General features: G+C 68.1%; 12 protein-coding genes. 5 read left to right on the top strand and 7 right to left on the bottom strand.

The window, feature by feature from the left end; all coding sequences use genetic code 11:
• Position 1: 1 nt before the first annotated feature.
• The 5 genes from EH231_RS22110 to EH231_RS22090 all read right to left on the bottom strand — a co-directional run bounded on the left by EH231_RS22110 (position 2) and on the right by EH231_RS22090 (position 4,745).
• Positions 2–424 carry a nitroreductase family deazaflavin-dependent oxidoreductase gene (locus EH231_RS22110; protein ID WP_044516906.1) on the bottom strand — a complete coding sequence of 141 codons (423 nt, stop codon included), beginning with the start codon at positions 422–424 and terminating at the stop codon, positions 2–4.
• Between the two features lie 60 nt (positions 425–484).
• Positions 485–811, bottom strand: coding sequence for a hypothetical protein (locus EH231_RS22105; RefSeq protein WP_124713338.1), 327 nt, complete (start codon positions 809–811; stop codon positions 485–487).
• A gap of 91 nt (positions 812–902) precedes the next feature.
• A complete protein-coding gene (locus EH231_RS22100) occupies positions 903–2,480 on the bottom strand; it encodes a M20/M25/M40 family metallo-hydrolase (protein WP_124713337.1) in 1,578 nt (525 codons plus the stop codon).
• Between the two features lie 18 nt (positions 2,481–2,498).
• Positions 2,499–3,650: a zinc metalloprotease gene (locus tag EH231_RS22095; protein WP_234941156.1), complete on the bottom strand. Its 1,152-nt coding sequence runs from the start codon at positions 3,648–3,650 to the stop codon at positions 2,499–2,501.
• A 123-nt stretch (positions 3,651–3,773) separates the two neighbouring features.
• Complete coding sequence (locus tag EH231_RS22090) at positions 3,774–4,745, bottom strand: NADPH:quinone oxidoreductase family protein (RefSeq protein WP_124713336.1); 972 nt, start codon at positions 4,743–4,745, stop codon at positions 3,774–3,776.
• A gap of 69 nt (positions 4,746–4,814) precedes the next feature.
• On the opposite strand from EH231_RS22090, the gene EH231_RS22085 reads away from it, so the two are divergent.
• Both EH231_RS22085 and EH231_RS22080 read left to right on the top strand, forming a co-directional pair.
• A complete protein-coding gene (locus EH231_RS22085) occupies positions 4,815–5,912 on the top strand; it encodes an NAD(P)-dependent alcohol dehydrogenase (protein ID WP_090433851.1) in 1,098 nt (365 codons plus the stop codon).
• Between the two features lie 43 nt (positions 5,913–5,955).
• Positions 5,956–6,879 carry an alpha/beta fold hydrolase gene (locus tag EH231_RS22080; protein ID WP_090433853.1) on the top strand — a complete coding sequence of 308 codons (924 nt, stop codon included), beginning with the start codon at positions 5,956–5,958 and terminating at the stop codon, positions 6,877–6,879.
• Positions 6,880–6,886: 7 nt separating this feature from the next.
• Here the strand turns inward: EH231_RS22080 and EH231_RS22075 are convergent, their stop codons facing one another.
• Positions 6,887–8,239 (bottom strand): flavin monoamine oxidase family protein, encoded by a 1,353-nt coding sequence (locus tag EH231_RS22075; RefSeq protein WP_090433856.1) that lies wholly within the window; start codon positions 8,237–8,239, stop codon positions 6,887–6,889.
• A gap of 27 nt (positions 8,240–8,266) precedes the next feature.
• Here EH231_RS22075 and EH231_RS22070 point away from each other — a divergent pair, with 27 nt between their 5' ends.
• Positions 8,267–9,238: a TIGR03617 family F420-dependent LLM class oxidoreductase gene (locus tag EH231_RS22070; RefSeq protein WP_164481236.1), complete on the top strand. Its 972-nt coding sequence runs from the start codon at positions 8,267–8,269 to the stop codon at positions 9,236–9,238.
• Between the two features lie 44 nt (positions 9,239–9,282).
• A complete protein-coding gene (locus EH231_RS22065) occupies positions 9,283–10,767 on the top strand; it encodes a flavin-containing monooxygenase (protein WP_090433860.1) in 1,485 nt (494 codons plus the stop codon).
• Between the two features lie 64 nt (positions 10,768–10,831).
• Here the strand turns inward: EH231_RS22065 and EH231_RS22060 are convergent, their stop codons facing one another.
• Positions 10,832–11,584, bottom strand: a complete 753-nt coding sequence (locus EH231_RS22060) for a helix-turn-helix domain-containing protein (protein WP_124713335.1) — start codon at positions 11,582–11,584, stop codon at positions 10,832–10,834.
• Between the two features lie 33 nt (positions 11,585–11,617).
• Here EH231_RS22060 and EH231_RS22055 point away from each other — a divergent pair, with 33 nt between their 5' ends.
• Positions 11,618–11,983 carry a DUF4345 domain-containing protein gene (locus tag EH231_RS22055; RefSeq protein ID WP_205263108.1) on the top strand — a complete coding sequence of 122 codons (366 nt, stop codon included), beginning with the start codon at positions 11,618–11,620 and terminating at the stop codon, positions 11,981–11,983.

Here is an 11,983-nt window from a genome sequence, read left to right as displayed (position 1 = left end):
GTCATTCGACGATGAAGACCGGAATCTGTCGAGTGGTCTTGGTCTGATATTCGGCATACGGCGGATAGGCCTCGACGGCCAGCTTCCACCAGTGCTCGCGCTCGTCACCGGAAAGCTCACGAGCGGTCAGCGACGCGGTCTTGTCGCCGTCCTGCACTGTCACGGCCGGGTTGGCCTTGACGTTGAAGTACCAGGACGGGTGCTCCGGGTCACCGCCCTTGGACGCCACCATCGCGTAGCGGCCGTCCTCCTCCACGCGCATCAGCGGTACATACCGCTTCTTGCCTGACTTGGCGCCCGTGGTCGTGAACAGCACGATCGGGCGGTCCAGCACCTCGACTCCGTCGGTGGTGCCTTGTTCCAGGATGCGTTGGGTCTGGTCGCGTACCCAGTCAGTCGGGCTCAGTTCAGCTTGCTCACTCACGCACCCCGCAACACCGGCCACGTCGCTGCTATTCCGCGCCGCCCCCGATTGCTTGCGGCCTCAACCTCCCGGCGTGATCGGGGTGAGGACGAGTTGCCGGGCCTCCGCGGTCACGATGGAGAACGTCTCGTTCCAGTCGGGCAGCGAGATCGTCAGCACATCGCGCCCGGGTTGATGCTCCACGGACCAGCTGCCGGAGCGACGTGCGCCGCGGTCATCGGGTCCCGGTGTACCGACGACGGCGCCGTGGTCGGGCAGCAGGGTGAAGGTTGTTCGCCCGCGTGACGGCGGCAGCGGATAGTCCGCCGGCCGGAAGGTCTGGGTCGCTCCGCGGTCCTCCTCGTGCGAATGCGTCCACGACCCCAGGATCTGAGTTTCATCGATCACGGCGGGCACCCTTCGAGGCCGGTTGCGGCGTTGTCGCCGATTTCATGTTCGCCCGAAAGGACGACGCGCGTGGCAACAATGTGACAGACGCCTAGCCCAGCGCCGCGGTCACGAAAGCCACATTCATGCGCAGGATCTCGACCGCCAGGTGAATGTCGATGAACTCCATGGTGTCGGCGGCGCTGTGAACGTGGTCGTTGGCGCCGTCGGCGCCCTCGATGGTCAGGACGGCCGCAATCCCTTGATCGATGAACGGCACGTGGTCGCTGTTGAACGGATTGAGACTGGTCTGCACGGTCAATCCGGTGTAGGTGTGTGCCGCGTCGGCCAGTCCGTCGATCACCCGCTGCGACACTGCGGCCCCCTCCAGCAGCACCGTGGGGTCCGCGGTGTTGAGCGTCGCGATCATGTCCATGTTGACCACTGCGCGGATCCGTGACCGTTCGGTCGCGCTCAGGCCCGCAACGTAGGCCAGGCTTCCGAACAACCCTTCCTCCTCGCCGCCGAAGAGGATGAAGCGCACATCGTGCCGGCCCGAATGATGTTGGACGGCGCGGGCAATGGTCAGGACACCTGCGCTGCCAGACCCGTTGTCGTCGGCGCCGGGCGCGGGCGCGGCCGGGCCACCGGCGAGATTGATCGAATCCAGGTGTGCGGTCACCAGCACCACGTCCCGCGGAGTGGGCGCCGAGCCGTCGCGCTCGGCGATCACGTTGCGGCTGGTCCTGCCTCCCACGTCAATGGTCTGAGTGCGGGTGCGGTAGCCCGCGGCTTCGAGTTCGGACTGTGCCCAGTCGGCCGACTGGCCGAACTGCGCGCTGGTGGAATGCCGGGTGCCGAACTCGACCAGCTTGCGCAGATCGAGCTCGTACCGTTCGGCCGACACGGCGTCGACGTATTTCTGTACCGCCGGGTCGGGCTCGCGGGTAATCCGCCGTCTGGTCTCGAAAACGGCGCTGCCCCAGGGCACGTCGCGCACGCTGTAGCACGGGAAATCGTCGTCGGTAACGTCATCGGACGGGTCGGGGCCCACGTCGACCACCAGATAGCGTCCCTTGTCCGAGAGCACGGCAACGTCGGGATGAGCCTTCTGGTAGAGCCGGCCGTGCTGAACCACCAGGCGCAGCTGCGCCGGGCGGGCTCGTGATGCGGAGCGTGCCGCGTCGCGGCGCAGTACGGTGTCGCCCAATCGGACCCAGTCGGCACCGGCGAACTCCTGCACCCGGGGCAGCAGTTCGGATAGTGATCCGATATCGCCACCACCTCCGCCGGGCGGCCGGACCTGCACGGCGTTGAGGCCCAGCGTGCGAGCGGCCGCGATGTGCGCGGGGTTCTCCGTGATGAACAGGACGTCGGCGAATGTCAGCGCGGGGTTCGCCTTGGCGACGGCCTTGACGAAGAACTCCCTGGCCGGCTTGTGTACACCGACTTCACCCGACAGCGTGACGTGGGTGTCCACCGGTTCGAAAAAGGCGCGGATGCCGAGATTTTCGAGGATGTCGTAGTACTGCTGCGCGGGTTCGTCGAAGTCCGAGGCGAGCCCCAGCAGCACGGGGTTGCCGTCACCGTCTTGGAGTTCGGCGATGTCGGTCAGCGCCTCGAACGCCCCGGGTAACAGCACATCGCCGTCTTCGAGGGTCTGGCCGAGGTCGAACAGCACAAGTTTCATCGCATCTGCCTGCTCCGGCTAGCTGCGGGCGACCAGGGTGGCGATCTGGGCCAGGACGGACCGCAGTTGTGCCACCTCGCGACGTAGCTCACCGACCTCCGCGTCGGCCGTGTCGGTGGCCGGGGCGGTGGCGACGGCAGGTTCCGGCGATGCCTGCGGGGCTTCGGCTCCATTGCTGCCGACCGTGGCGCCGACCAGAACCCGGGGTTGCGCCGGCTCGGCCGGGGCGGCGGTGCGCGCCACGAACGAGGCACGCGGGCCCTCCAGCGCCGCCGACATGCGAACTGACTGACCCGCGGTGAACATGAACATCCCCGCGTCGTCGGTGTAATCCATGTAGTTCATGAACATGTCGCCGTTTGGGCCGTTACTGCAGGTGACGTGGGGGAACGTGGGCCTGCCGAAATTCGCCCGGGCCTGATTGGGTGTGTCATCCACCAAATCGCCACCGCTGCATCCGGATCCGTCGTCGCCCCAGATGTGGCGCAGGCTCAGCCAGTGGCCGATCTCGTGGGTCGCGGTGCGTCCGAGGTCGTACGGGGCGCTGACCGTGCCGGTGGTGCCGAAGAACGTGTGCGCGATCACGACGCCGTCGGTTTCGGGTGGCCCACCGGGGAATTGCGCGTAACCGAGGATGGCCTGCCCGCCGCTGCGCAGCTCACCGCAGACCCAGAGGTTGAGATAATCCAAGGACGGCCAGGCGTCGGCGCCGCCCGTCGCACTCGATTTCACGTCTTCATCGTCGGCGGTGAAGAACGTCTTGTCCGTCGCGGTGCGGGTGACGCCGTCGGTCGGGTTGCCCTCAGGGTCGATGCTTGCCAGCTCGAACTCGACTTCGCAGTCGGCGATCAGCTGCGTCCAGACGGCCGGCACACCTACCCGGTCGGGGTTGGTGGCCCGGAAATCTTGGTTGAGGACGGCGATCTGGCTGTCGATCTGTTCCTTGCTGATGTTCTCGGCCGGCGACGCCGGGTTGTGGAGGACGTGGACGACGACGGGAATGGTCACGATGCCGCGCCTGGGTGCGCGCATCCCTGACTCGTACGCCATCGCCCTGTTCTCGAACTGATCGCACCGTTGCCGGTAACTCTCGCTCTTGTTGAGCAGGTTGTAGTGGATGGCCATCGTGGCGCACAGTTGGCGCGACAACGGAACCTGTTGTTCGTCCATGGCCGTTCCTTTCGGCGAACCGGGGGGCGTCCGTGCCCGCTTAAAGTATTGGCGGGCCGAACTTTCCGGGACACGCGTAGTCGACTACTCGACTTTGCGGATCGGCGTGGTCTGCGTCGGAGGTCAGCGCAGCTTCAACACCACTTTTCCTTTGGCGCTGCGGTTCTCCAGCGACGCGATGGCCTGTGCCGCCTGCTCCAGCGGGTACACCTCGGGCTGCGGTGCGGCGACCGCGCCGGAGGCCAGCAGCGGCTGCAATTCCGCCCACTGCTCCTGCAGGTAGCCGGGGTGCGAGAACGTCCAGGCGCCCCAGCCGGCGCCGATCACGTCGACGTTGTTGAGCAGCAGGCGATTGACTTTGACCGTGGGGATCTCGCCGCCGGTGAACCCGACGACCAGCAGGCGTCCACCCACGGCCAGCGACCGCAGCGAGTCGGTGAACCGGTCCCCGCCGACCGGGTCGAGGACGACGTCGACGCCGCGACCGCCGGTGAGTTCCTTTACCGCGTCGCGAAATCCGTCGGCCAGCACCACATCCGATGCGCCTGCGGCCCTGGCGATCTCGGCCTTCTCCTCGGTGGACACCACCGCGATGGTGCGCGAGGCCCCCAGCGCCGGCGCCAGGCGCAGGGCCGAGGTGCCGATCCCGCCTGCCGCGCCGTGCACCAGGACGGTCTCGCCCTCGGCCAGCCTGCCGCGGGTGCGCAACGCGAACTGCACCGTCAGGTCGTTGAACAGGATGCCTGCGCCGGCCTCGAAAGACACCACGTCCGGCAGCGCGAACACCCGCTCGGCGGGCAGCGCCACGACTTCGGCCATGCCGCCGGACAACATGGTCAGGCCCAGCACGCGATCGCCGGCGCGGACATGGGCATCGGCCGGGGCGCTACGCACCACGCCCGCGACCTCGGCACCCGGGGTGAACGGCAGGTCCGGCTTGTACTGGTAGAGCCCACGGGTCAGCAGGGTGTCCGGGAAGGCGACGCCGGCCGCGTGGACGTCGATCACCACGGTGTTGTCAGAAGTGGGTTCCGCCACCTCAGCCACCCGCACAGCGTCGGGTCCGTCGAGCCGGGTGATCTGTGCTGCACGCATCGGGGTCTCCTTCAGGTGGGGTCGCCAGCCAATTGTGACAGGTGTCAAATCGGTGGTTAGCATCACCGGATGCTCAACGCCCGCGCCGCGGTGGTGCTCGACGCCGGAGCCGATCCACGGCTCACCGACGTTCAGATCCGGGAACCGCTCGGCGACGAAGTGCTGGTCCGCATCGACGCGGTGGGCATCTGCCACACCGACGTGAGTGTGGCCGCGCGCTTCCGCAAGCTGCCGATGGTGTTCGGCCACGAGGGCGCGGGCACCGTGGTGCAGGTCGGGCAGGATGCCAGGCCACGGGTCGGCGACCAGGTGGTTCTCACCTTCGCCAGCTGCGGCGCCTGCCGTAACTGCCAGGCTGATGCTCCGGCGTACTGCGAGCGGTCGACCGACCTCAACATGCGCGGTGGCCGCCGCGACGAGTCCAGCGCGCTGTACGCAGACGGTGCGCCCATCGGGGGCGGATTCTTCGGCCAGTCCAGCTTTTGCACCTATGCGATCGCGGGCAGCCGCAACGCGGTGGTCCTGCCCGAGCCGATCGACCCGGCGCTGGCGGCGCCGCTGGGTTGCAGCGTGCAGACCGGTGTCGGCGCCGTGCTCAATGTGCTCGCGCCGCGACCCGCGGACGCGCTCGTGGTGTTCGGCGCCGGCGCTGTCGGGCTTTCGGCGGTCATGGGCTCCCGCATCGCGGGGTGTCGGACCATCATCGCCGTCGACCCGATCGCGCAGCGGCGCACGCTGGCAAGCGAATTGGGCGCGACCGCGACGATCGACCCGACCGCATCCGACACCGCCGCGGTCATCCTCGAGCTGACCGGGGGAGCAGCCGCCGCGGTCGACACCACCGCGCGGCCCGATGTTCTCGCCGCGGCGGTGGGCGTGCTGCGTGAGCGCGGAACCCTGGCGCTGCTGGGCCTCGGTGCGCTGACCGCCGACCTGCCCGTCGCGGCCATCATGGGCAAGGGCCTGACCGTGCGCGGCGTGGTGGAGGGGGACAGTGAACCGCAGACCTTCATCCCGCGCCTCGTCGATCTGCACCGCTGTGGCGAACTTCCGCTCGACAAGTTCGTGAGCCGGTACCCGTTCGACGACTTCGACCGCGCCTGGGCTGCCGCTAAGGCCGCTGACGTGGTCAAACCCGTGCTGATCGCCGGCGCGGCAAGCTCATGAATCACCAGTTTCACTTGGCGACGACGCCTATGATCGGAGCAGCATGACCCTTCCTCAGCTACCACCGGGACGCAACGTCGAGGTTCGCGCCATCGACGGAGTGCGGCTGCATGCCGAGGTGTTCGGGCCCCAGGATGGCTACCCGATCGTGCTGGCCCACGGCATCACCTGTGCCATCGGGGTCTGGGCCCACCAGATCGCCGATCTGGCCACCGACTACCGCGTCATCGCCTACGACCATCGCGGGCACGGCCGCAGCGAGACTCCGCACGGACGTCGCCGCTACAGCCTCAATCACCTCGCCGCCGACCTGGACGCGGTACTCGACGCCACGCTGAAGCCCGGTGAGCGGGCCATCATCGCGGGGCATTCGATGGGCGGCATCGCGATCACCTCATGGTCGCAGCGCTATCCGACCCGGGTGGCGGCCCGCGCCGACGCGGTCGCGCTGATCAACACCACCACCGGGGACCTGCTGCGCCATGTGCAACTGGCGCCCGTCCCCGCCCCGCTGTCGGCGGCGCGCATCCGCGCGGCCGGCACCTTCCTCAAGACCTTCGGTGCCACGCCGGTGCCCCGCCTCGCCGACGGGCCGAACAAGCGGTTTGTGGCCTATCTGGCCGTGGGCCGCGACGCCGAACCGTGGGTCGCCGAGTTCGTGCACCAACTTTTCGCCGCCACGCCACCGGCCAGTCGTGGCGGCTGGGCCCGCGCTCTCGTGGACAGTTTGGGGCCCACGCACATCTCGCTGCGTAACCTCGTCGTCCCGACGCTGGTGATCGGCAGCACCAAAGACCGGCTGCTGCCGATCGTCGCCTCACGCCGCATCGCCACCGACGCGCCGAACCTCGCCTCGTTCGTGGAGCTGTCGGGAGGTCACTGCGCGATCCTCGAGCGGCCGGGCGAGGTCAGCGCCCACCTGCGTCGTCTTACCGAATCCGTTGCGCCACAGCGCCGTATCGGCTGATGCGGAATCAGCCGGCCAGCAGCCCGGCCACCTCGTCTGCGGCTCGCTGTCCCGACCGCACCGCCCCGTCGAGGAAACCGGTCCACACATCTGCGGTTTCGGTGCCGGCCCAGTGAATGGCGTCCACCGGTTCGCGCAGCCACCGGCCGTACTGCGTCCACGAGCCCGGCGGCACCGCCGCAGTCGGCCCACCGGGTGCGAATTGTTCTGTGCTCCAACAGTGGTCGACGTAATCGGTCGGCTGTAGCGCCGCATCGCCGAACAGGGTCGCGAACCCGGACAGGGCCTGCTCGCGTCGTTGATCCGGCGACAACCGGTCGAACGTGCGGGCATCGGTGAACCCCAGCAGGATGCCGGGGCCACCGTCGCCCGGGCTGACATCGAAGGTGATGAACACCGGCCCCTCATCGGACAATGCCTCGCCCGAGCAGCCGTTGGCACGCCAGAACGGTCGGTCATAGGCGGCGTAGGCCTTGCTGAGGTTGCCTTGCGGCCAGTTCGCCGCCAGGTCGGCGTAGGGCTCGGGCAGCGGCGGGCTGAACTCGATCCCGGTCCGGTGCTGGGGCGGGATCGCCACGATCACCGCGCGTGCCCGCACCTCGCCGGCCGCGCAGCTCACCGCCACGGTGCCGTCGGGCCGGCGTTCGATGCGGCCCACCGGGGAGCTCAGCACCACCCGATCTCCGAGTTCCTCGGCGATCTTGCACGCGATCTGCTGGGTACCGCCCGGAAACCGGTCCTGCTGGGCGCCGCCGCGGACGTCGAGCATGCGGTCCAGCCCGCCCGCGGCCTTGACGTAGCGGGCGGCGTGCAGCATCGACACCTCGTCGGGTTCGGCGCCCCAGGTGACCCGGGACATGATCGCCATGAGGTTGCGCGTCGATGCGTTGGCTCCCGCCGAGCGCAGCCACTCCTCCAGTGTGAGCTCGTCGAGTTTCTGCGCGTTCGGGCTCTTCCACGGCTCATTGACCCGGATCAGCCGGCAGAGCCGTTCGAAGCGCCACTGGATGCGGGAGACGTCGAAGAGTTCCATCATCGACAGGCGAGGGATGGTGCTGCGGTAGGCCCGCACCCTCCCGTGCCACCGGATCAGGTTCTTGCCGCGGTCGTAGGTGGGCACCGTGGCGCACCCGAGCTCGTCGGCCAGCGCCAGCACCGCGTCCTGAGTGGGGCCGACGAATGTGCCGCCCAGGTCGACCGGCACCCCGGCGATCTCGGTGGTCGACGAGCGTCCGCCCACGCGGTCACGGCCTTCCAACACCACCACCTGGTGCCCGAGCCGGACCAGGGCGCGGGCGGCGGACAGGCCGGCGAAGCCGGCGCCGACAACGACGACGTCGGTGCTGGTTGGGATGCTCACCTGTCTAGGCTCTCACGCGTGAAGGTCATGACAGCGTTGTTCGGGCCGCAAGACGCGATCGGCCGTGCCGCAGCCCTACGTGAGGCCGGTGCCACCGGGGTGTTCACGTTCGAGGGGCCACACGATGTGTTCACCCCGCTGACGCTGGCCAGCACCGTCGGGGATCTCGACCTGATGACCAATGTGGCAATTGCGTTCCCCCGCAATCCGATTCACCTGGCACACCAGGCCATCGACCACCAGATCCTGTCTGGTGGGCGGTTCACCCTCGGGCTCGGCACCCAGATCCGCACCCAGATCGAGAAGCGGTTCGGTGCGGAGTTCGACCGGCCGGTGGCCCGGATGTCCGAGTTCGTCGCGGCATTGCGGGCGATCTTCGCGGCCTGGGACACCGGCGAGCGGCTCGACTTCCGCGGCGAGTACTACCGGCACACCCTGATGACTCCGACGTTCACTCCCCGGGACAATCCGTACGGTCCGCCGCCGATCTATGTCGGCGCTCTGGGGCCGAGGCTGACCCGGGCCACCGCGCAGTTCGCCGACGGCCTGCTGGTGATGCCGTTCGGGTCCAAGCGGTTCCTGCAGGAGGCGACGTTGCCCGCGGTGCGTGACGGGCTCGCCGCCGCCGGCCGTGACCAGCGCGAGCTGGCAATCGTCCCGGAGATCATCGTGTCGGCCGGCGACGACCACGACGCGGCGCGACGGCTGCTGGCGTTCTACGGCTCGACCCCGGCCTATCGCCCTGTGCTGGAGGTGCACGGCTGGGGCGATTTGCAGCCCGAGCTCAACGCACTGTCCAAGCAGGGCCGGTGGCAGGAGATGGGTTCGCTCATCGACGACGAGGTGCTGCACACCATCGCGGCCTGCGGTAGTCCAGCCGACATCGCCGCCCACATCCGTGACCGCGTGGGCGGGGTGTCCGACCGGATCTGCCTGTACCAACCGGGTCCGATCGCGGTGGATTCACTTGCCCAGATCGTCGACGCACTGCGCGACTGAGCACATAGGGTGGTGGTACTGCGCGGGACCAAAGGAGGTTCGCCATGGACGGTGCACGTCGCGCTGCGGATCCGGACTACTCGGATGTGCTCATCATCGGGGCGGGGATATCAGGGTTGGGCGCGGCCTACCGCGTCCATGAGAAGAGCCCCGGGCTGACCTACACCGTGCTGGAACGCCGGGAGCGGATCGGTGGCACCTGGGACCTGTTCCGCTACCCGGGGATCCGCTCCGACAGTGACATCTTCACGCTGAGCTTCCCGTACCAGCCATGGACCAAGCCGGAGAACGTGGCCGACGGTGACGACATCCGCGACTATCTGACCGAGACTGCCCGGGCGCACGGCATCGATCGCCACATCCGGTTCAACACCCATGTGCTGTCGGCGGATTGGGATTCGGACACCGACACCTGGACCGTTCAGGCCGAACAGGACGGTCAGGCCGTCACGTACCGGGCCCGGTTCCTGTTCTTCGGCACCGGTTACTACAACTACGACGAGCCCTACACACCGGAATTCCCCGGGATGGAGAACTTCGGCGGCGACGTGGTGCACCCGCAGTTCTGGCCCGAATCGCTGGACTACTCCGGCAAGCGAGTCGTGGTGATCGGCAGCGGGGCCACCGCGGTCAGTTTGGTGCCCGCGCTGGCGCAACAGGCCGGCCACGTGACGATGCTGCAGCGGTCACCGACCTACATGGTGGCGGCGGACCGCGTTGTTCCGTCGGTGCAGACCATCCGGAAAATTCTGCCGCGCAAGCTATCCCATCAAGTTGTGCGGTTCCGCAACGCGATGATCCACGTGCTGAGCTATTTCTTCTTCCGCAAGGCCCCCGGTCTCGGTCGCAGTTACCTGCGCAAGCAGATCGTGGCGGCATTGCCGGAGGGCTATCCCGTCGACGTGCATTTCAAGCCGCGCTACAACCCGTGGGATCAGCGGTTGTGCCTTGTGCTCGACGGTGATCTGTTCGCGCACATCAGTGACGGCCGGGTCGAGGTCGTCACCGATCACATCGATCACATCGACGCCGCGGGCATCGTGCTGAAATCCGGTGCGCGGGTGGACGCGGACGTGATCGTCACCGCGACCGGCCTGCAACTGCAGGCGCTCGGCGGCATCAGGCTGACGGTGGACGGGCAGGAGGTCAAGCCGACCGAGCGGTTCGTCTACAAGGAGTTCCTGCTCGAGGACGTTCCGAACCTGGCCTGGTGCATCGGCTACACCAACGCATCGTGGACGCTGCGGGCCGACATGACCGCCCGGGCCTTCGCGAACCTGTTGGCGTACATGGGTCTTCACGGCTACACCCATGCCTATCCGCACAAGGGCGCGGCGCCCATGCCGGAGAAGCGCACGTGGGATCTGGAGGCCGGTTACATCCAGCGTTCCGAGCACGCGTTGCCGCGTTCGGGCACCAAACGGCCCTGGCACGTGCGGCACAACTATGTGCTCGACGCGATCGACCACCGCTTCGACCGGATCGACGAGTCGATGGTCTTCGGCCGCGCACCCGTCGCCGTGGCCTGATCACCGCGAGCGACCGTGTCTGTACGCCGACACGCCGTATCTCGCGTACCTGCGCGGTCGCTCGTCAGGGGGTTCGGATGCGCAGGCCCGTCGTCAGCAGCTGCGTCGCCGACAGCCCGAACGTGGTCTTGAAGGTGTCGGCCAGGTGCGACGGGCTGGCGAATCCGGAATCGGCCGCCGCTGTGGTCAGATTCTGCCCTGCTGCCACGGCGGCGCCCGCTGACACGAGCCGGCTCCACATCCGGTAGCGGCGGAGGCTGGTGCCGGCCTCACGCCGGAACAGATGCAGGAATCGCGATTCGGACAACCCCGCGGCGGCCGCGAACTCACGCGCCGACACCGCTGCCGCCGGATCTTCGCGAATCTGCTTGGCCACCAGCTCGATCCGGGGATCGATCCGATGAGGTGTATCCGGTGCGGCCAGGTCCAGCCAGCGCCGGGCGGCATCGTCGTCGCCCGGCCTCGCCGTCAGGACGGCCTCGGCGGCGTGACCGACGCCGATGCCGCCGCGGAAGCCGAACTGCTCACGGCACGACGCGCTGCGCTGCGAACTGGGATCGAGATAGCACGACACCAACCCACCCTGCATCGACAGGTGATGGGTGAGCCGCGGTGGAATCAACACACTGCGTGCGACGATCGCGGTGCCCTGCACCGTCACCGTCAGCGGTCCGTCGACCCCGACGGCCAAGCACCACACGGATCCGGAATGCGGCTGCAGACCGAGACCGGGCCCGGAATAGAGCGCCTGCCCCGGCCACAGCCACACCGTGGGGCAGCAGGTTTGTGGAAGCGCAGGCACGGGTTCAGTCTGCATGCTGAGCGGGACAACGTGAACAGGAGGCTTACCGTGGTCATCGCAGTGATCGTCGTGGCCGGGGTGTTCTTCCTCGGCATGGGTGTGTACGCGCTGGCAGCTCCGAAGGCGATTCTGCGTCCCTTCGACTACGACCTGAGGACTGCCGCGGCCCGCGCGGAAGTCCGTGGCGTGTACGGCGGCTTCGGTCTTGCCATCGCCGCGGTGCTGGCATACGCGGCTGTGGCGCCGGGGGAGGTGCGCACCGGGGTACTGATCACCGTCGGTGCCGCACTGGCCGGAATGGCAGTCGGCCGTGCCGTCTCGGCGGTGTTCGACGAACGGACGGCCTTCTACCCCAACTGGTTCTACTGCCTCGTAGAGGCGATCGGCGCGGCGGCGCTGTTCTGGGCTGCCTGA

Source organism: Mycolicibacterium nivoides (assembly GCF_003855255.1).
In the GTDB taxonomy this organism is placed as follows: Bacteria; Actinomycetota; Actinomycetes; order Mycobacteriales; family Mycobacteriaceae; genus Mycobacterium; species Mycobacterium nivoides.
This window is presented reverse-complemented; position numbering and strand designations above follow the sequence as displayed.